The 19,117-nt window shown below is 69.2% G+C and carries 15 protein-coding genes; 1 reads left to right on the forward strand and 14 read right to left on the reverse strand.

What is annotated here, in order from left to right; genetic code table 11:
* Positions 1–2: 2 nt before the first annotated feature.
* Positions 3–1,979, reverse strand: a complete 1,977-nt coding sequence (locus FHW84_RS18215) for a CocE/NonD family hydrolase (protein WP_167257409.1) — start codon at positions 1,977–1,979, stop codon at positions 3–5.
* Positions 1,980–2,253: 274 nt separating this feature from the next.
* Between FHW84_RS18215 and FHW84_RS18220 the strand changes: the two genes are divergently transcribed.
* On the forward strand, positions 2,254–2,376 hold the full coding sequence (locus tag FHW84_RS18220; RefSeq protein ID WP_167257410.1) for a helix-turn-helix domain-containing protein: 123 nt from the start codon (positions 2,254–2,256) through the stop codon (positions 2,374–2,376).
* 4 nt (positions 2,377–2,380) lie between these two features.
* Here the strand turns inward: FHW84_RS18220 and FHW84_RS18225 are convergent, their stop codons facing one another.
* The 13 genes from FHW84_RS18225 to FHW84_RS18285 form a co-directional block, all read right to left on the reverse strand.
* On the reverse strand, positions 2,381–3,319 hold the full coding sequence (locus FHW84_RS18225; protein WP_167257411.1) for a hypothetical protein: 939 nt from the start codon (positions 3,317–3,319) through the stop codon (positions 2,381–2,383).
* Between the two features lie 67 nt (positions 3,320–3,386).
* Positions 3,387–4,796 carry a gamma-glutamyl-gamma-aminobutyrate hydrolase family protein gene (locus FHW84_RS18230; RefSeq protein WP_167257412.1) on the reverse strand — a complete coding sequence of 470 codons (1,410 nt, stop codon included), beginning with the start codon at positions 4,794–4,796 and terminating at the stop codon, positions 3,387–3,389.
* A gap of 22 nt (positions 4,797–4,818) precedes the next feature.
* A complete protein-coding gene (locus tag FHW84_RS18235) occupies positions 4,819–5,421 on the reverse strand; it encodes a DNA/RNA non-specific endonuclease (RefSeq protein ID WP_167257413.1) in 603 nt (200 codons plus the stop codon).
* Between the two features lie 27 nt (positions 5,422–5,448).
* Complete coding sequence (locus FHW84_RS18240) at positions 5,449–6,582, reverse strand: hypothetical protein (RefSeq protein ID WP_167257414.1); 1,134 nt, start codon at positions 6,580–6,582, stop codon at positions 5,449–5,451.
* Positions 6,583–6,636: 54 nt separating this feature from the next.
* On the reverse strand, positions 6,637–7,782 hold the full coding sequence (gene tssA, locus FHW84_RS18245) for a type VI secretion system protein TssA (protein ID WP_167257415.1): 1,146 nt from the start codon (positions 7,780–7,782) through the stop codon (positions 6,637–6,639).
* Between the two features lie 16 nt (positions 7,783–7,798).
* Positions 7,799–11,815, reverse strand: a complete 4,017-nt coding sequence (locus tag FHW84_RS18250) for a type VI secretion system protein (RefSeq protein ID WP_167257416.1) — start codon at positions 11,813–11,815, stop codon at positions 7,799–7,801.
* The gene (locus FHW84_RS18255; RefSeq protein WP_167257417.1) at positions 11,812–12,579 is read right to left on the reverse strand and encodes a DotU family type IV/VI secretion system protein; all 768 of its coding nucleotides are present in this window, start codon (positions 12,577–12,579) and stop codon (positions 11,812–11,814) included. Before FHW84_RS18255 ends, FHW84_RS18250 begins: the two co-directional genes overlap by 4 nt.
* The gene (tssK, locus tag FHW84_RS18260) at positions 12,576–13,982 is read right to left on the reverse strand and encodes a type VI secretion system baseplate subunit TssK (RefSeq protein ID WP_167257418.1); all 1,407 of its coding nucleotides are present in this window, start codon (positions 13,980–13,982) and stop codon (positions 12,576–12,578) included. Before tssK ends, FHW84_RS18255 begins: the two co-directional genes overlap by 4 nt.
* A gap of 22 nt (positions 13,983–14,004) precedes the next feature.
* On the reverse strand, positions 14,005–14,469 hold the full coding sequence (locus FHW84_RS18265) for a hypothetical protein (RefSeq protein ID WP_167257419.1): 465 nt from the start codon (positions 14,467–14,469) through the stop codon (positions 14,005–14,007).
* A complete protein-coding gene (locus tag FHW84_RS18270) occupies positions 14,469–14,867 on the reverse strand; it encodes a DUF4150 domain-containing protein (protein WP_167257420.1) in 399 nt (132 codons plus the stop codon). Before FHW84_RS18270 ends, FHW84_RS18265 begins: the two co-directional genes overlap by 1 nt.
* Before the next feature lie 4 nt (positions 14,868–14,871).
* Positions 14,872–15,423 carry a DUF3540 domain-containing protein gene (locus tag FHW84_RS18275; RefSeq protein WP_167257421.1) on the reverse strand — a complete coding sequence of 184 codons (552 nt, stop codon included), beginning with the start codon at positions 15,421–15,423 and terminating at the stop codon, positions 14,872–14,874.
* Positions 15,423–16,502, reverse strand: a complete 1,080-nt coding sequence (locus FHW84_RS18280) for a pentapeptide repeat-containing protein (RefSeq protein WP_167257422.1) — start codon at positions 16,500–16,502, stop codon at positions 15,423–15,425. Before FHW84_RS18280 ends, FHW84_RS18275 begins: the two co-directional genes overlap by 1 nt.
* Positions 16,499–19,117 carry a DUF2169 domain-containing protein gene (locus FHW84_RS18285; RefSeq protein ID WP_167257423.1) on the reverse strand — a complete coding sequence of 873 codons (2,619 nt, stop codon included), beginning with the start codon at positions 19,115–19,117 and terminating at the stop codon, positions 16,499–16,501. The genes FHW84_RS18280 and FHW84_RS18285 overlap by 4 nt, the downstream gene beginning before the upstream one ends.

The raw sequence follows: 19,117 nt of genomic DNA on the forward strand, positions 1-19,117 counted from the left end.
GCTCAGTGCGCGCCTGCCTGCTCGGGCACCACGGTCAGCACGATCTTCGACGGATAGGCGCTGCTGTGGTGCACGGCATTGTTGGCGATCACGCCGGCCGCCTCGTCGAAGTTGTTGCCGCCGGTGTTGAGGTTGCGGTCGAAACGCGGGAAGTTGCTGCTGGACACCGCGATGCGCAGCTTGTGCCCGGGCTTGAAGTAGTAGCTGGTGTCGATCGGCTGGAACGTCACCGGATACACCTCGCCGGCCTTCATCCACGCCAGCGGCTTGTCGTAGCCGTTGCGGTAGCGCATGCGCTGGATGTTCTCGGTGATGTTGAAGGCCTGCCCGTCCGGATAGACGTCGATCACCTTGAAGGTGAAGTCGGTGTCCTTGGCGCTGGAGGAGACATTCAGCGTGACCGTGATCGGCCCGCTCACCTCGGTGCCCTGCGCGAACGCCTCGCTGTCGTAGACCAGCACGTCGTTGCGGGCTTCTTCCTTGCGCTGGTCGAAGGAGCCGAACTTCACCGCATTGCCCTGGCAGCAGCCGCCGCCGCCATAGGTCATCACCGGATTGGCCGGGTCGTAGACGAACCGGTCCGGATGATCGTCGGCTTCCGGCTGGGCGACGAGCTTGCCGTCGCCGTACATGGTGTTGGCCTTGCCGCCGCTGGCGAAGTAGAACTCCCTGGTGGTGGCGCCCGCCGGCGGCCACGTCGCCGACTTCTTCCACTCGTTCTTGCCCATCAGGTAGTACATGACCTTGGGCTGCTTCTTCACCACCTCGCTGTCCTCGCCCTTGAGGAAGCGGTCGAACCAGCCGAACACCAGGGCGTTGTAGTCGTAGCGCGCATCGCCCATGTCCAGGTCGCCGACCATGGTGTGCTCGCTGGCGCGGGTGTAGGCGCAATGCAGCACCGGCGCGATCACGGCGTACTGCTCGTCCGCCACTTCCTTCGGCGCCGTGCGGCGCACTTCGTTATACGCGGCGAGGTTCGGCGACACCGACACGTCGAACCAGCTCATGAACCACAGGCCCGGCTTGGCGATCTTCATGTTGTCGTGCCACAGGCCGCCCTTGTACCAGGCCGGGTCGTTCGGCGCGCGCGCGATCATGTTGCCGCCGGTGGCCACCGGCATGCGCGTGTCGAAGATGCCCGGCGGGCCGTCCAGCGCCTTGATCATGTCCTTCACCGGCAGGTGCCAGAACGCCTTGTCCCAATCCACCGGCGGCATCTGCGTGGCCAGGTCGAAATAGCGCGAGGCGTTGACCAGCTCGGCCTGGGTGGTATTGGCCGGGAAGTTCGGCCGCACCTGGTTCTGGATGCCGTAGTCGTAGATCCAGGCAATGAACAGCATCTGCACCGCGCCGCCGCGGTACCAGTTGCCCTGCTCATAGTAAGGACCGACCCGGCCGACGCCGGCACCGAAACCCTGCACGTTGAAGGTGGCCAGCGCCGGTTCGTTCTGCGCCACCACCGCCATCTGCCACTCGGCGGTGGACGAACAGCCGGTGGTGCCGACCTTGCCGCTGGACCAGGGCTGCGAGGAAATCCAGCGTACCGCGTCGACGCCGTCGGTGACCGGCGCACCGAGGATGTCGTAATTGCCCTCGGAGAAGAAATGGCCGCGCTCGTTCATTTCGACATAGGCGTAGCCGTGCTTCACCGCATCGAGCGCGCGCGTCATGTCGCGCGGGGCGCCGAGTTTCACATCCCAGTAATTGAAGTTGTACGGCGTGCGCGAAAAGATCGTCGGCACCTTGCCCGCGCCCTTGGGCCGGTAGATGTCCGCGGCCATGCGCTTGCCGTCGCGCATCTTCACCATCACCTTGCGGTCGACCACCGCCACTTCCTGCAGCGACTGCTCGGTGGCGTTGCGCTTGGCGATCTGTTCGGCCTGGGGATCCTTGGCCTGCGCGGCGGCCGCGAACGGCAGCGCGAGACAGAAGGTGGCGGCCATGCCGCCAAGAAGGGTGGGCAGGTGCTTGCGTAGCATGCGTGGTTCCCCTGGGGACGAAGCGGCGACTATACGCGAGGCGGCGCGAGGGGGATTGTGCGCATGCACAAGCTCGTCATTCCGGCGCAGGCCGGAATCCAGTGGCGAGGCGCTGCATGGAGCGCGGCGCTCCAGAGCACTGCTTCTTGTACGTCTCCGCGATAACCGAACCCTGTCGTTACTGGATTCCGGCCTGCGCCGGAATGACGGTGTTGCGGGTGCGCACGCGTCGCTTGCACCTGGCCAGCCGCGCCTGCTGGAGACGGACCAGCCGGTGGCTGCGATCGCCGACGCCCTGGGCTTCTCCATGCCCTCGCACTTCGGCGAACTGTTCCATTGGCACTTCGGGGTGACGCCGAAGGACTACCGCCGCCTCGGCCGCGCGCAACCCGCCTGAGCCTTCAGTCTTCGCTCTCCGAATCCGATTCCGCTTCGAAGCCGAAGCCCGCCTTCGACTTGAAGGTCTTCTGGCTCTGCGCCAGCGCCGCGGTTTTCTTGCGCACCGCCTTCGGCTGCGCCTCGTAGCGCATCTTCCAGATCTTGCCCGGTTCGTTGCCGTAATCCACGTCGTGGCCTTCGGACTTGGTATGGCTCATGCGGCCCGAGCAGGTCAGGCAGGGGCGCATCTTGCCGCCGATCACTGTGCGCGTCTTGTGGCCGCTGGTCTCCAGCATGTCCATGAACTTCTCTTCGACGTGGCGGCCTTCCTGCGCGCTGGCGTAGCTGCTGTGCACGATGTAGACCTTGCCGGTCGACTTGAAGGCCTGCTTCACCGCCGCCTTGTCGGTCATGTCCAGGAACTCCGGCTCCACGTCGCGCAGCAGCTTGGCCGAGTAGGCCGCGCGCGTGCGCGAGGCGGCGTCCGCGCCCTTGCCGGCTTTCACCCATTTCTTCTGCGCCTTGTCGTCGAACATGCGCGATTGCAGCTTGTCGGCATGCCGGCTGGTGATGCGCCCGCCCGCAGACTTTTTGGTAGCGAAGTAGCTTTTCTCCACCAGCGCCTTGCGCGTGCTGCCGGTGTAGGACAGCGTGCTGTGGATGGTATGCGCGGTATCGTCCTCGTTGCTGCCGATGAAGACGTTGGAGCCGGCGCGCATCATCTGGATTTCCACCGGATTGGCCAAGTCCTTCTTCTTGGCCCGCGCCTTGGCGTGGAAGAACAGCCGCGTGGACACCTGGCGGAACAACTGCCGCTCGCGGTTGCCCGAATAGCTGCGAGGGCCGACCGTCTTCATGCCCAGCTTGGACTGGAAGCCGGCCTGCGAGGCGCCGCTGCCCTTGACGTGCGGCGCGATCGCGTTTTCCCACGAGGTACTGCCGGTGCTGCCTTTCTTGGGCATGGTGGCGCCCTCCTAGCTGGTCATGGGGTGGTGGTTCGATCGGCGCGTGCCGATGGCGCGAGCGTGCTCACAGCTTCGCGTTCCGGCGCACCAGTTGCAGTGCCTGATTGCCGACCAGGTAACGCGGCGTCAAACGCCGCGCGCCTACCCGCCGGCTGAATTCGTCGGCCAGGTCGTGGCGCGCCTCGATCGCCGCCTCCTCGCCGTGATGCAGCCCGCGCTGCGCGTTCCGGCGCGCCACCGCCAAGGCGCGGTTGTCCTGCATGCGCGGCGGCAGCGAACGGCGCGGATCCAGCGCGGCCTTGAACTGCTGGGTCATGCCGCGCCGTGCCTCGTAGGCGTCGCCGGCCTGCGCCATCCAGTCGAGCAGGCGCCGGTTGGCTTGCGTATGAGAAGCCTCGAAGCCCGTGCCATAGGCTTCCGGATGCCACTGGATACCCATCACCGGTGCGCCGTGGCGGGTCTCGAACGCTTCCACGCTGCGGTCGGGCACCTTCTCGGTTTTCTTCAGGTAGGGCGGATCGTTGCGCGTGCCGCCGCGCGCGCTGATCGTCAACAGGGGTTGCTTGTTGCGGCCGATGGTCGGAACGCCCTTCAGGTGTCCGGGGCTGGCCTCCTCCGCCACCGCCCAGTGCGCCGTGTTCACCTGTGAAGGCGTGGCCTGCTGGTCGTCGCGGAAGGCGCCGGACAGCATGCTGCCGGGTGTCACGTCCAGGCCGTGCGTGCTGGCGACCCGGGCTACCACGCCCTTGGTGGTGAGGTATGGCATCTTCTTGGTCTGGTGCGTCTTCGGCTTCACCCCGCGGGTGCTGCCGCCGTACGACTCCAGCACGCGCCACGAGCCGCCGCAGATGCCCAGCACTGGCCGCCCGGTGAGCTGCGCCTGCTTCAGCAGATCCGCCTCGTGGCGTACGCGCCGGCCATGGCGCTTGAGCGCACCGTCCGCGGCGACATGATCGCGATTGCGCGGCGTCTCCGACTCCAGGCCGTAATTGCCGCCAGTGATCAGCAGCAGGCCGGAGCCGGGCCCGGTGGTGCGCGATGGACGCCTCCCCGGCAAGGCGCCCGTGTATTGTCCGCGGTTGCGTACGCCGGAGGCTTCAAGCGTCGCCGTCACCTTGCGATGATGGCTGATGTCGGTTTGGCGCCCGGTGGTACTGCGCGTGGTGTAGTGATCCCAGAATGCGCCCGCGCCGAACGCGTCCTCGCGATGCGTGATGGTGATCGGCTGGCGCTTGATCGGGTTGGCGGCGGTGAGCTGCCCGGAGACTTCCGCACTCCTGGCCTTGCGCCCGCTCTCGGGGCGCAGCAGCATCGGCGGGCCGGGCTTGGCGTGTTCATAGCCCGGCGTACCGTAAGGCCCCGCGACGATCCCGCCGAGCGCCAGCACGTCCTGGCGCGTGGGTGGCCGCAGCGGCCGGGTCCGGACGAAACCCAGCGTGCCGCGTCTTGGATTGTCGTACTTGCGGTGTGCCATGGCGGCTCCTCCACGCCTGCGCTCACAAGCGCTTGAAGCTCAGCTTGTGATACGTGCGCGTGCGGTTCGTGCGGTTCAGCACGCTCAACATGTAGACGCGCTCGGTCGAGCGCCCCTGCTGGTCGAAGTCCTCGCGCATCACCAGGCCGCCGCGCTTGGCGAGGGGACTGGTGTCGTTGGCCGCGGTCACCGCCTTGATCAGGCGGCCGATGCGGTTCTCGATGCGCTTGTGCCCGCTGGTGTTGATGCGCTGCGTTTCGTTGATCAGGTTATGCGCGCTGCTGGGCCCGCCGAAGATGTCCGGCACCAGGTGCGACTTGTGTCCGCCGCCCACCGGATTGAACGCGGGATTGAGCACGCCGATGGCCGCCAGGTCGTCGCGCTTGGCGCGCGGCATGCGCCGGCGCAGCGAGGCGGACACATAGGTCTTGCGGATGCCACCGCCCTGTGCCGGCGTGTAGGTCTTGCGGCGCGACCCGAACCGCGGCACGCCGCGCGCCAGCGCGGCCTTGGTCTTGAACGCCTGGTATTCCCCCTGAGTGCTGCTGGCGTAGCTGATACGCCCGACGTTGGTGTTGCCGTCCTTGACGAAGGACCAGGTCCAGTTGGAGTTGCTCTTGGGCATCTGCGGCTCCTGGGTTGCGGCGGCGGCTCAATGTCCGCGGCTGTTCGGCGGCTGCGTCGCCGGCAGCATGCGTGCGTCGCTGAGCGCGCGCTGCCGGCGTCCGCTGGTGGCGGTCTTGGTGGCCATCTGGTGCAGTGACTTGGTGTGCAGATCGCGCGTATCCGATTCCGGCGCCGTGTTGATCGAAGGTTTGATCCAGGCGTGGTGCGCGTCGTAGCGGAACGCCTCCATGGCCTGGCGCGGCTGGTTGCCATGCGTCTCCAGATAGCTGCGGATCACCGGTGGCACCAGGGGCTTGAGGCGGTCGTTGCCGTGCATCACCGCGCCGACTTCCCACTTCTTGCGCTCACGCTCTTCCTGCACGTGGTCGACCATGCTGTCGAAAGTCGGACCATGGCGCAGATCGTTGTTGCCGGTGAGCGCGGCGAAGCGCGGCCCGGGCAGCGCATGCACGTGCGGCTTGGCCAGGGCCAGCCGAGTCGAGGGCTCGGACATGTGCTTGATGGTCGCCAGCGAACCCATCACCAGCGTGTCCAGGAAGGCGCTGGGCGAGGTCACTTCCTGCCGGCTGCGGTCGACCGCCAGCTCGCGCATGCCGTCGCGTCCGCTGCCCGGCTGGCCGTTGCCGTGGCCGGTGACGATGGCCGCCTTGGTGCCGCCGATCGCCTGCGACTTGATCGACGGCGTGTGCCCGGCGAGCGGTTCCCAGCTACCGGGAACGGCGGCGGCCGTCGGCGGCGGGTTGTACCAGACCAGGTCGGCTGTGCGCGAACGGGCGTCGAATATATCGCGGGCCCGCCGCTTGCTGATGCCCGTGAAGTTGCTGCGCACTTTCAGCACGCGGGTGGCGATGTTCTCGTCCAACCCGATGCCGACGAAGGTGGCCGCCGCGCCGAGGCGGCTGGTCAGCACCTTGTCGGTGGTCACGCGGATGGCCTTCTTGTATTCGCCAGCGCCGCCCGCGCGGACCCATTTCACCCACTCGCGGCGGCGTTTGCTCAGTTCCCCGCGCAACTTCGGCGAGATGCCCTCGCGCGCGAGCTTGCCCATGCGCTGCTTCTGCTTGGGCGGTCTGCCGGAAAGATAGAAGCGCGCGTTGTTGCGCACCCGGGTGAAGACGTGGCGCAGGCCGAGCTGGTCGTCGGAAGGATGGGAAGGCATGCGTGGCCTTTGAATCGCTGCGTAGGTGGGTGAGCTGGTCTTGCCCGATGGACGTTACGCGTCCGCTTCGCCGCCGAGCAGCTCGAAGATCTCGATCCGCCCGCCCCCTTTCTGGAACACTTCCCGATACAGCTCCGCCGCGTTCAACCCGCCCCACGCCACCGCGCGGCGGATCAGGTACGGCACGGGGCTGTGCGGCTCCACCTGCATCAGGTATTCGCCGATCTGCGCCAGCACCTGGTAGGCGCGTTCGCGCTCGCCGAACAGATCGCCGGCTGCGTGCGGCGCGCCGTCCTCGTCCTGCTCATCCGCTTCCTCGTCGAACGGCATCGGCGCCACCGGCGGCAAGGCCGCCGGGCCGCGCCGGGTCAGTTCGCCGCGCAGCAGCGCTTCGATGCGCGCGAGGAACTCGTCGAGCCGTCCCAGCGGCGGCGTCTCCGGCCCCAGCCGTTCGCGCAAGGCGTGCTCGAAAGCGGCGATGGCGGCGCGGCCTTCGCCGATCTCGGCGTGGCGTCCGCGCAGGTCGCCGGCATCCATGCGCGCCAGCAGGCCTTGCAGGTCCTCCAGCGTGGCCGCGTCCTGCGCTTCCTCCGGCAGGTTGCCGTGCACCGCGCGCATGCGCTCGTGGTAATGCGCCAGCTCCCATTGCGACCAGCTGGCGACGTGTTCGTCGTCTTCCACCAGCGGCAGCAGGGCGATGGTGTTGAGCAGCTTCTCGTTGATCCAGCGCACGATATTGCAGCGCGCGTCGTAGCCGTCGCCGTCCTCGCGCGGATGCAGGCCGTCCCACCAGGTTTCGCACAGGCCGCGCAGCAGCGCGAAGCACGGCTGCAGCGCGGCATAGCCGCCTTCGTGCAGTTCCGCCTCCAGCATCCAGGCGGCCAGCTGCAGGTCCTTGCCCACCGTGTCGAGCATGCCGGCCGCCAGCTGCGACACCTTCGGCCAGTTGGCGCGGCGCGGCTCGATCGCCCAGGCGCCCATCGGCAGGCTGGCGTCGTCGCTCTGGCGCAGCTGCTGGATCATGCGGAAACCCATGCTTCCGCGCGCGGAAGCGCCGGCCGGCTGCGGGCCGTCCAGCGGCGCGAGCAGCCGGGCCAGCGGCACGCCAACGCGCCGTTCGAAATAGCCGCCGTCGTCGCAGCCTTCGGCCACCGCTTCCGGCGTGGCCTCCAGGTTCCTGGCTTGCGCGTACTGGCTCATCGCATTGCTCCGTCGGTCACCACAGCACGGGCGCGTCGCGCGGGAACGCGGGCGCCTCCAGCGGCACCGGCGCCTTGGTCGTGGCGTCGGTGCCGGAAAGTTTCAGGGTCAGGTACAGGTCGGCCTTGTCCGTGGCCTTGGCATCCCTCGGCGCGCTGCCGTCGAGCACCGGCACGGCGAAATGCAGCATGCGCTGGCCCGGATCGAGCGCGCCGTTCTCCGGCGGCGCGGCATGCGCATCCAGCCAGCGCAGCAGCGCCCAGGAGCCGCCGGTGTCGAACACCGCGTGATAGCCGCTGGCCCGCAGCTCCGGCTGCGCGGCGTCGGGCACCGGCATATAGCGCGAGCGGTCGGCCCATTGCAGATCCAGCGACAGCGGCGTGCCCACGCTCCAGGCGAAGCTGTCGTCCGCGCCCGGCCATGCGGCACCCTGCGCGCCGCCCGCGCGCAGGGTCCAGCCAATCAGCTGGTTGCTGATCGGCGAGCGGTCCGGCAAGGCGCGGAAGCCCACCTTCACCTGGATCGGCAGGCTCTGCGGCTGCGCCGAGAGATTGCCGGCGAAGAATGCTTCCACCGCATCGAGCTGGCCGATAAAGGCCTTCATCCTGGCGGCGCGCGGGCCGGTGGCGTGTTCCAGCCAGGCCTTGAGCTCCGGCTTTTCCTTGCCGTAGTAGACGAAGAACGCCTTCACCACCGCCGGCGACACTTCGCGCGAATCCACCGGGCCGAACGGATAGCGCCCCGCCAGCTGGCTGTTGAACAGCATGCCGATGCGCGCGTAGTGCAGGTCCGAACTGGCCTGCCCGCGGCCCGAACACGCCGCCCTGGCCAGCTTTTCCATATCGCCGCGGCGCGAAGAGAACAGATCGTTGCCCACCGCGGCCGGCACATAGGCGGCCAGGGTCGCCTCGCAGTTGGCATAGCTCAGGCTGGCCAGCTGCTTGAGGAAGAAATCGTTGAGGTGCGCCACCTGCCCCGCGGGGTCGGCGAACTGCACCGCGCGGTTCAACTCGCTGATGGTGCCGCCCCAGTAAGCGTCGACCTGGGTATTGCTGCGCTGGCTGTTGTTGACGCCGCGCGTCTGCTTCAGCAGCGTCACGAACGGCGCCGCATAGCGCGACAGCACTTCCGCGCGCTGCAGCTGGCGATCCAGGTAGCCCTGCAGCACCGGCACGCTGCCCAGGTCGAACAGCGGCGCGCTGTCGTCGCCGCCGCTGGGCGCGGGCGGGTCGTACAGATGGCTGGCCGAGGCCAGCTCCGACACATCCAGCAGCATGCTCGAGGCATAGTTCTGCGCGCACTGCCCCACCTCGTCGGCCAGGCTGCCGAAGCCGAGCTGGCGCATGCGCTGCTGGGCCTGCAGCAGCGGCTCCACCGAGGCGGCCAGGCTGGAGCTTTCGTCCGCCAGCTCGCGATCGAGCTGCGAGGTGGCGTCCAGTCCCGTATCGATCGCCTGCACCTGCCCGCGCTGGTTGCGCGCCAGGCTGTCCTGCAAGGCGAGCTGCAGCTGGGTGCGCGCCAGGCGCTCGTACAGCGGCTGCCCCGTGCTGCTGCCGGTCTGGTCGATCTTCTCGTGGCTGGCGAATTCCTGGTATTCGCGCAGCTGGGTCAGCAGTTCGTCGAAGGTGCTCGGCCGCCAGCCGCCGGCGGCGCCGTTGCAGCTGTACTGCTGCGGCGACTTCACCTGCATGAAGGCGGTGCCGGCCAGCGCGCGCAAGCCGCCGACTTCGCGGCCCAGGCCGGGGCTGATGCCTTCGAGCTGGTGATTGCTGGGATTGACCACGAACAGCGCGCCATACGGCGCCAGCGTGGCGCTGCGCAGGCTGTCCACCGCGGGCTGGTAGCAGCTGTCCAGGTCGAAGAAGCCCAGGGTGGTGCGCAGCTCCGGGTCGTAGTGGTGGTTCTTGATCAGGTGCTCGATGCCCGGAGCGATCTCCTCGCCCATGCGCGTGCAGGGGTTGTCCTGCGGCGTGCTCAGCAGCCAGCTCTTGTGCACCCAGGCCAGCCAGCTGTTGAAGCCGCGCAGCGTATCGAGCAGCGGCGGCTTGCCTTCCTGCAGGGCCGACAGCAGCGGCACGCCGTCCGCCGCGCGGTGCAGCAGGTCGTGCTCGGCCTGCGCGGCCATGCGCTCGAACTGCTTGCCCAGCCGCTCGCGCAGTTCCGGCGAAATCGCCGGCGCGTCCGCATAGGTGGCCACCGACAGCGCGTCGGCCAGCGGGCTGTCGCGCTTGATGGTGTCGGCCGGCAGTGGGCTGCCGTAGAGGTAATCGGCCAGCGCGCCGAAATCCAGCAGCTGGGCGTTGCGGTCGGCCATGCCCGGCTGGGCGATGCGGCCGAAGCGCATCAGGCCGCCTTCCAGCGCCGACAGCTGGTCGAGCTGGCGCTTCAGCTGGGCGAGATAATCGGCATACACCGCATCCGGCGCCACCGTGTTCTCCGACACCTTGAGCGTGGCGGCGGACATATCGTCGATGCGCTGCTGCAGCTTGCACGCCATCGAGGGCAGCACCACTTGCTGCAGCGCGTTCTTGGACACCACCTCGGTAATGCCGCGATGGATGCGTCCGTCCACCCACGACAGCGGAATGGCGGCGTAGCGCGTGTCCTCGCTCAAGGTGGTGATCTGCGCGATCAGCTTGTACACGCGCTCCTGGTCCAGGCAGCCGTGCTGGGCCAGCGAGCGGCTGTTGAGCTGGATGTTGAGCAGCGTGTCGCGCAGCCCCTGCGCATGGTGGTTCACCCGCGCCGCGCTCCACGGCAAGGCCACCGCCAGCAGCACGGCCAGGCCGACCAGCGCCAGCTGCAGGCGGCGGATCAGCCGGTTGCGCGCCAGCAGGCCCTTCTGCGTGCGCTGCGCCAGGCGCTGCTCGCCGAGCACCTTGTCGCGGACCAGGCTTTCGGTGAAGGCGACATCCTTGCGCGGCCCGGCCACCTCCGGTCCCTTGCCCGCATCCACCACGCCGCAGAAGTACAGGCCGCGGCAGAACGAGCGCGTCTCGTACACATTGGTCTTGAACAGCGTGGAGAGGAAATCCAGCGCCGGCGCCTGCAGGCTGCGCATGTGCTGCGGAAACAGGAAGAAGCCGTCGACGTCGTCGATATGGTCGTGGCTGGTGGCCGCTTCCAGCACCAGGCTGCGCATGCCTTCGATCACCTTGTCGAAGGCCTTGGGCACCCAGTCGGCCGGCAGGCCGTTGTCGTCGAGCGTGGGGCTGGACCAGCCCACGATCTGGCGCTGCAGCCGCGCGTCCTGCGTGCGCCAGAAACCGTCGAAGCCGGGAATGCTGTCGCAGTGGCTGAACACCACGTACACCGGCAGCGCATATGCAAATGCATCCTGCAGTTCGTGGATGCGCGCATACGCATAGCGGCCCATCGCCGCGCGCTGCTCCGCCGTGGCCTGGCACAGGCGCTCGGCCGAGATCACCCACACGATGCCGTCCAGCGCGCGGTCCGGGCGCAGGCTGTCGATATCGGCCAGCATCTCGCTCCAGCGCGCGCCGGGCGTGTCGGTGGCGGAGCCGCCGATGCCGGCCGCGGGCTTCAGCGGTTCGCCCAGCACGCTGTCCGGATCGATCAGGATGCCCCGCTCCAGGAACAGCCACTGGCTGTTCGGCACGGCCTGGCTGAGATACGCCTCCTGCTTGGCCTCGCGCTGGTGCGTGGCGCGCTGCATGTCCTTGGGCAGCGAAGCGGCGAGGCTGCTCTTGCCATCGCCGGGGAAGCCCATCAGCAATACCCACGAGCTCTTGTAGCGCCAGTCGCGGCGCGCCCACAGATAGCGCAGCGCGCGCTCGATCACCGCATAGCGCCGGCGCACGCCGTCGCGGAAGCGCACCCACCCGCTCTGCCCATCGCGGTTCTGCGCCGGACGCGTGGCGATGGTCTTGGAGCGCGCGCGCCACATCAGCCAGGCGATCAGCAGAAACGCCAGCGCCGCCAGTACCGCCAGCACCAGGAACAAGGGATCGAAGCCGCCGCTGGAAGCGGCGGCAGTGCTGGAAGCCGTAGCGGGCGCGGGGTTCGGGCTCATGTCGCTCCGCTGTTGATCGCGTCCAGCAGCGACCAGGTGAGCAACAGCCAGACCAGCGACGACAGCACCAGGTAGATCGCCGCGCCGTAGGCCGCGGCGCGCAGCCACGGCGCCAGCGCGATGCGCGTGTTGTCGCGGTCGGACACCACGGTGTAGTCATAGGCCTGCGGAAACGCGCGCGCCTCCACGCTGCCGAGCTTGCGGCCGCTGGCCAGCGGATACAGCCGCGCGCGGTACTGGCGCAGTTTCTTCAAGCCTTCGGCGCCGCGGTACATGCCCTGGAAGCCCAGCTGCATGGCCAGCAGCAGCACGGCGGCCAGGTCCGCATCCAGCGTGCTGCGCTCGCCCGCGCCCATCAGGTCGTCGACCAGGTCGAAGAAGCGCCGGCCGGCCACGCGCGAGCGTTCCACCGTGTATTCGAGCAGGTGCTCGGGCCAGTGTTCGGCGCCGGCCCAGTGCAGTTCGAGAATGAAGATCTCGTCGGCCAGCGCCACCATCGCGTAGCGCGCGCGGCGGTAGGCCTCCAGCTCCGCGCTGGTGGCCGCGGCCTGCACGTCGCGCGACTGGCGGTCCAGCACGGCCAGCAGGCGGTGCGCGATGCGTTCCACGCTCTGGTGCGCCTCCAGCTCCCCGTGCGGGTTGTCCGGCTGCAGCAGCCGCGTCAGCTCGCCCTTCTGGATGGCGAGCTTGACCTGCGCGACTTCCTCGTAGAACGCCGCGAAGCGTCCCAGCAGGAAGTTGGAGGAGGCAACCGTTCCGTTCATGGCCGCGCGGTGGCTCCTTCGCGCGGCAGGTACAGGGTGATCGCGGCCGGCACGTGCTCGTCCGGCTCGCCGAGGATGACGAAAGTATGGCCTTCGCTGATCAGCGGCCGCGCCGCACCGTCCTCGCCTTCGATGGTGGCGTTGTTCACCTCGTAGACGAAGGCGCCGGGACGCAGGTTGATCGCGGCCACCTGCTGCGGCGTGGCCTCCTTCACCGTGGCGCCGGGATAGCGGCGGCGCACCAGCAGGTAGATCAGCTCTTCGTTGGCCATGCGCGCGCTGCCCAGCCACTGGCTCATGGTGGCGGCGTTCTGGCCTGCGCGCGGCGCCAGTTCGATCAGCAGCTTGCCGGTGTCGATGCCGCGCGGCAGCTGCAGGCGGAAACCGGAACTCCCCACGCGCTGGAATTCCAGCACGCGGAAGTTGGCATTGAGCCGGTTGAGCTGGTCGCGCACGTAGGCAATCGCGCGGGTGAAACCCGGCACGCAGTCCTCATGCTCGTAGGCGCCCAGCACCGGCGGCGGCGGCGCGCCCGGCGTGGCGGCGACGAAGCCCACCAGCTGCGACAGGCCCAGATAAAGATCGGCCGGATGCGTATGCGGCGACTGCAGCATCACGTCGAAAGTCGGCATCGCCATCACCAGATGGCGCGCGGCCTGCACCTGCGCGCTGCTCTCGCTGTCCAGGCGCGGCTGGCCGCGGTCGTCCAGGCGCACGCCGAGCAGTTCGCGGTATTTTTTCCACAGCAACTCCGACAGCGAGGCCAGCGAGCGCTGCAGGCTGCCGTCGCCCTGGAACGCCGAGGCGCCGATGTTCAGCATCGGCGGATGGAACGGCGCCAGGTGCACGCCGCGCGAATCGCCGTACAGCTCAAGCAAAGGCACCGAGCAATAGCTCTTGGCCACGTTGTCGCCCGCGGCCAGGCTGAGCTTGGGCCGCATGCGGTCGACCACGATCTCGTCCTTGCCGGTGTTCTCGTCCGCCTCCAGGTTGCCGCGCTCGATGGTGTAGCGCTGCATGTCGCCGATGTCGCTGGCCGCGCCCTTGCCGCGCACCGGCACGCGCAGATGCACGCGGACCTGCTTCTGCTGGTTCCAGTCGGTGCCGCTCAGGTCCAGCGACAGGCCCGCCGGCGCGAAATGGCCGGGATAGTCGATCACCAGCCCGTCGGTCATCACGCAGCGCAGGCGCTGGAACACCACCCGGCCCTTGCTCAGTTCCGTGGGGTCCAGCGCCATGTCCAGCACGCCCCAGGCATGCGGCTGCAGCATCACCATGCGGCGGTGCAGCAGGTTGTTCCAGTAGATGTCGTTCTGCTGGAAGTGATGCGGCGACAGCAGCATGCCCTCCGACCAGGAGACCGGCTCCGGCAGGCTGTCCAGGGTGTCGACGGTGGCGTTCATGGCGCTTCCCCTGCTGTCGCGTTCATGGCTGTTCGGTCACGGCGAGCTGGGTGGCCTGCAGCCACACCACCGCCCGGCGGAATTTGGTGAGATCGGCGCGCGCTTGCCCGTCGGCCGACAGATAGTTGGCAAAGGCATACACGGCCACCGCCTTGCCCGCGCGCTTGGGCAAAGGCACCGGATCGATCACCTGCGCAGGCGGGATCTCCAGGTGCACCGCATCGACCGAGGTGCCCAGCCCGTTGATCAGCGCGGTTTTCTGCGCGAACCACTCCGGCCCGGTCTTGGGCAGCATGGCTTCGTTCTTCAGGTCGTACAGGAACACCAGGTCCAGCTGCACCGCCGAATTGAGATTGGCGCCCGGCGGCGCGGCCACGCGCACGCTGGACAGCGTGGTGGTCGGCGTGCGGCCGAGCAGCTTGTTGACCGAGCTGCATCCGGCCGGCGCGGCCAGCAGCAGCAACAGCAATAGAAGTCGCGCGCGCATCAGCTCAGCACCAGCACGGTGACCTGGGCGGGCGTCAGCGACACTCCCACCATGTTCGGCAGCAGGCCGTTCTGGCCCACCAGCCCCAGCATGTGCGTGCACGGAATGCCACCCATGAACACCTTGAAGCTGCCCAGGATCGAGCGGAACGGCCCCATGAACAGATGCGAGACCACGCCGCCTTCCGCGCCCGGCTGGTCGCCGTTGCTCAGCGCGCCCACGGTGACCAGGTTTTCCGCCAGCCCGCCGCCGACGATCACCTCGAACTGCGCGGGGATGTCCGCGAACGACAAGGCGATATTCGGAAACGGCATCGGCGTGGGCACGCCCAGCACCGGCACGAAGCACACGTCCGGGAAGGCCAGGTTGAGCACGCCGAGATTGGTGTTGACGAACATCGGCTTATCCCAGGCTGATGCGCTCGGCATCGATCTTGGCGTCCTGCCGCGCGGTGATCATGGCCTGCTCGCCATGCAGCCGCAGGAACTGCCGCGCGTCGAGCAGGAACTGTTCGACCTGGCCGACATAGGTACGCGCGGTCTGCACCAGCGACTCCGCGGCGCTGGCGAACAGCTGCCGCCCGCTGAGCGCGAGCGCGCCCTGCACCGCCGTCACTTCCACGCCTTCGCCGGCGCGCAGCGCGATGTTGCGCGTGGCGGCGATATCCACCTCGGCCTGGCGGATCGACACGGCGTCGGCGCCCGGCACCGCCAGCGTGGCGCGGCCGCCTTCGGCGCGCGCCAGCACGTGCAGCACAAAGCATTCGCCGTCGGCGGTGGCGACCAGCAGCACGCGGTCGCCCGCCTGCGGCGTGACCAGGCAGGACACCGCCTGGCGCGCGCAGCGGCCGTCGTCCAGGCGCCAGCCGTCGCGGCCGGCGGCATCGCGGATGGTGGCTTCGAACCAGGCGGGCGCGGCCGCTTGAACGGGTTTGGCTTGGCGGGCGGCGAACATCAGGCGGTCTCCAGGGCAAGGGCGCGGGCCTCGGCGGCGAGGCGGGAGGACGAGGTGCCGCGCAGGCGTTGGGTCTGCGCCGCGTGCAGGTCGGCTTGAACAAAGCGGGTGTTGTGGAAGCTGGCGTGGTCCAGCCGCGCGTGGCGGAAACCGACGCGTCCGCCGCTGGCATGGTCGAAGCGCGCATAGCTCAGCGTGGCGTGGCCGAAGTCGACCCCGGTCAGCCGCGCGTGGTCCCACACGCTGCCGGTGCCGCGCGCTTCCACCAGCGACACTTGCTGCAACTCGGCGGACTGGAACAGCGCGCCTTCGCAGGACAGGCCGGCCGCATCCACCTCGCTCCAGCTGGAGTCGAGCAGCAATGCGTTGTCGAGTTTCGCTGCGCGCAGGCTGGCCCTGGCGAAGACAGCCTTGCGCAGATTGGCCTCGCGCAGATCGGCGCCGTCCAGCCGCGCGCCGGTGAAGTCGGCGCCTTCCAGCAGGCAGCGCTGCAGCACCAGGCCGCGCAGGTCCATGCCGCCGAAAAGCCCGCCTTGCAGCACCGCCGCCTGCGCGACCAGGCCGGTGACGTCGATCACGCGGAAGTCCGCGCCGGGCAGCACCGCCTGCGCCAGCGTCGCATGCGCAAGCACCAGGCCGGCAACGTCGCATTGGGTGGCGACGGTGCGATGCAGGAGCGCATGCGCGAAGCTGGCCAGGCGCAGATCCGTCTGGGTGAAGGCCGACAGCGCCACTTCCGCCTTGGTCCACACGGACGCCGACAAGTCGGCCAGCGCGAACGAACACTGCTGCAGGTTCGCTCCGCCCCAGCGCGAAGCGCCCAGCTTGCAGCGCGTGAAGCTGCAGCTTTCGAAGGTCGCGCCGCTAAAGTCGGCATCACGCAGATCGCAGTCGATGAAATTCACATGCTGCAGCCGCGCGCCATGCAGATCGGCGCCGCGCCAGTTCACCTGGTTGAACAGCAGCGATTCGATCGCGCGGCCACTGCCATCGAGCACGCCCAGGTCGACGCCGTTCACCGGACGCCCCAGGCGCTGCAGGTGGGCGATATCGTCCCAGGAGATGGCCGCTTCGCTCATGGCAGCCTCCGTCCCGGCTCCAGCCGCACGCCTTCCAGCCGCGCGTGGTCGAAGCGCGCCTCGGCGCATTCGGCCTGCACGAAGTTCGCTTCGCGCAGGTCCGCCTCGCGGAAGTCCGCGCGGCGGCACATGGCCTGGTAGAAGTCCGCCGCTTCCGCATGGCAGCCGGTGAGTTCGCCGCCCATGAACAGCGAGCGGTAGAACAAGGTGCGTTCCAGCACCGCATGCGGCAGGCGCGCGCCGCTGAAATCGCATTCGCGGAACTGCCCCTCGGCCAGGTTGGCATCGGCCAGGTTGGCGCCGCGCCAGCTGCTGTGGTCGGCGCGCACGCGCTGCAGGTCGGCGCGCGACCAGTCCGCGCCGCCGCCGCCCTGCACGCGGGCCAGGTCGGCGCCGGCCCAGTGGCTGTCGGTAAGCCGGCATTCCATCAGCACGCTGCGCGACAGCGCCGCCTCGCGCCAGTCGCTGCCGGCCAGGCTGGAACCCAGCGCCACCGTGCGCTGCCAGGCCGCATGCGCCCAGCGGCTGCCGTCGGCCTTGGCGTGCAGCAGCACGCAGTCGGCCAGGGTGGCGTGTTCCAGGTTGGCGCCTTCCAGCACGATGTTCGGCGCGATCCAGCGCTCGAAGCGCGCACCGGCCAGGTCCGCGCGGCTCCAGTCGGCATCGCCGGCCTGCGTGCCGGCGAAGCTGGCGCCGCGGAACACGGCGTCGTGCGCGCGGGTGCGGGCGAGGTTGGCGCCGTCGAAGCAGGCGGCGGCGCAATTGGCCGCATCCATGGTGGCGCCGGTCAGCGCCACTTCGCTCAAGTCCGCGCCGTCGAGCTGGGCGCCGCGCAGATCGGAAGCCTCCAGCAGCGCGCCACGCAGATCCGCACCGGACAGCATGGCGCCGCGCAGGTCCGCGCCGGCCAGATCGCAACCGTGCAGCGAGCCGCCTTCGCGCACGCGCAGCAGCAGCCATTGGCCGATCGCGGCCGCCACCGCCGGTTGCAGCGGCAGGCCCGGCACGCTCGGTTGCGGCGAGGCCAGGCGGCCCTTGCGCTGCAGTTCGTGGATCTGTTCCACCGCCACCGGCGGCACGCCGGCCAGCGCGCCGAACTCACCGAGCGCACCCATCGCGCCGCCCTGCCCGGCCGCGCGCGCCAGCGCTTCCTCGGTGGTGGCCGGTACCGCGGGCGGCAGCTCCGGCAACTGCGCCAGCTGCGCGGCGGCTTCGTCGCGGCGCGCCTGCGCCTGCTCCTTCGCTGCGCGGCCGATGCGTTCGACGGCGTCGAGCATCGGGCTGAGATCGAAATCGCCGCGGCGGATCGCGGCTTCGCCGGGCACCGGCAAGTCCACCGCCAGCGGCGCTGGCGCCGGCGGCGGCGCGGGCATGCCGGAAGACGCTTCGAATTCCGCGGCCAGGCCCGCTTCGCGCGCCGCGCGCACGGCGACGCGGCGCTGCTGTTCTTCCTGCACTTCCGTCTGCCGCGCGGCGCGCAGGGCGGCGTCGGGTTCCGGCGTCAGCTGCGCTTCGTTGAAGACGTGGCGCGCGGCGGTGTCGCGGTTGAGCCGCAGCGCCAGCACCTCGCCGTAGTGCGACAGCGCACGCGGCGCGTCGTCGGCATGTTCGTAGGCCACCATCAGCGCTTCCACGTCCAGCGCCAGGCTGTCCTCCACCTCGATCTCGCCGCGGTGGATGGTCACGCCCAGCTCCGCGTCGGGGAAGAACCACACCGTGTCGAACGACAGCGCCACCTCGTCCACCGCATCCGCCGGCCGGCCCGCGCGATGGGCGAACGCGCGCGGCCGGAACTCCGGCAGCCAGCCTTCGATCACCGGCAGGCGCGGATGCATGCCTTCCAGGCGATACGCTTCGCCGCCGGCGAAGAAGCCTTCGATGCGCTGGTCCAGCGGCGCCGCGTTGAAGAATTCCGGATGCGTATCGTCGGCCAGCCCCGGATACGCCTCGCTGCGCCAGCGCTTGCCGTAGCTGCCGATCCACTGCCGCCGCGGCGTCCAGCCCACGTCGAGCTGGCCGAAGCCGGCCGGCGCGTAACGCCGGCGCGGGCCCCGCACGGGCCGCTGCGGCTGTTCCACGTTCGGCATGTCGCCGTGGTTGCGGCCGAAGAATGCGGCGAGCGGATGGCGCGCGTAGCCGCGTCCTTCCGGGTTCGCCGGATGGCCCGCGCCGCCGTAGGCGCGGCTCCAGGTCAGCGGCATCTGGGTGAACGGCAGCGGCTCGGTCACCTGCAGCCAGGGCAGCATGCCGTACATCCACTGGCGGTCGCCGACCACGCGCAGGCGCTTGTCCACGCCACCCGATTTCCCGCCGTTCGACATCGCGCTGCCCACCACCAGGCGCACCATCTGCTCGGTCACCGCCAGCCCGTTCGCCGCATGCGCGCTGCCGGCCAGCAGCACTTCGCCGCGGGTCTTGGGCATCAGCTCGTCCAGCGGCCGGCCCGGCGGCAGCGCGGACATCACCTTGCGCCACTGCAGGTTGTCGCGCAGCAAGGCATCCGGCCGCCCGCCCAGCGCGAAGAAACCCAGCGTCGCCACCAGCAGGCGGTCGCGCCCCTGCCAGCGGTACGGGCGGTGCATCAGGCCGAGGGTCATCGGTTTGACGATCTTCAT

The organism is Dyella sp. SG562, from assembly GCF_011759495.1.
GTDB classification, from domain to species: Bacteria; Pseudomonadota; Gammaproteobacteria; order Xanthomonadales; family Rhodanobacteraceae; genus Dyella_D; species Dyella_D marensis.

Excerpts from the sequence above, each read along its gene's own strand:
- tssA (WP_167257415.1), bottom strand. The coding sequence starts at position 7,782 with ATGAGCCAGTACGCGCAAGCCAGGAACCTGGAGGCCACGCCGGAAGCG.
- FHW84_RS18265 (WP_167257419.1), bottom strand. The coding sequence starts at position 14,469 with ATGCGCGCGCGACTTCTATTGCTGTTGCTGCTGCTGGCCGCGCCGGCC.
- FHW84_RS18235 (WP_167257413.1), bottom strand. The coding sequence starts at position 5,421 with ATGCCCAAGAGCAACTCCAACTGGACCTGGTCCTTCGTCAAGGACGGC.
- FHW84_RS18250 (WP_167257416.1), bottom strand. The coding sequence starts at position 11,815 with ATGAGCCCGAACCCCGCGCCCGCTACGGCTTCCAGCACTGCCGCCGCT.
- tssK (WP_167257418.1), bottom strand. The coding sequence starts at position 13,982 with ATGAACGCCACCGTCGACACCCTGGACAGCCTGCCGGAGCCGGTCTCC.
- FHW84_RS18275 (WP_167257421.1), bottom strand. The coding sequence starts at position 15,423 with ATGTTCGCCGCCCGCCAAGCCAAACCCGTTCAAGCGGCCGCGCCCGCC.
- FHW84_RS18215 (WP_167257409.1), bottom strand. The coding sequence starts at position 1,979 with ATGCTACGCAAGCACCTGCCCACCCTTCTTGGCGGCATGGCCGCCACC.
- FHW84_RS18225 (WP_167257411.1), bottom strand. The coding sequence starts at position 3,319 with ATGCCCAAGAAAGGCAGCACCGGCAGTACCTCGTGGGAAAACGCGATC.
- FHW84_RS18285 (WP_167257423.1), bottom strand. The coding sequence starts at position 19,117 with ATGAAGATCGTCAAACCGATGACCCTCGGCCTGATGCACCGCCCGTAC.
- FHW84_RS18270 (WP_167257420.1), bottom strand. The coding sequence starts at position 14,867 with ATGTTCGTCAACACCAATCTCGGCGTGCTCAACCTGGCCTTCCCGGAC.
- FHW84_RS18255 (WP_167257417.1), bottom strand. The coding sequence starts at position 12,579 with ATGAACGGAACGGTTGCCTCCTCCAACTTCCTGCTGGGACGCTTCGCG.
- FHW84_RS18280 (WP_167257422.1), bottom strand. The coding sequence starts at position 16,502 with ATGAGCGAAGCGGCCATCTCCTGGGACGATATCGCCCACCTGCAGCGC.
- FHW84_RS18240 (WP_167257414.1), bottom strand. The coding sequence starts at position 6,582 with ATGCCTTCCCATCCTTCCGACGACCAGCTCGGCCTGCGCCACGTCTTC.
- FHW84_RS18230 (WP_167257412.1), bottom strand. The coding sequence starts at position 4,796 with ATGGCACACCGCAAGTACGACAATCCAAGACGCGGCACGCTGGGTTTC.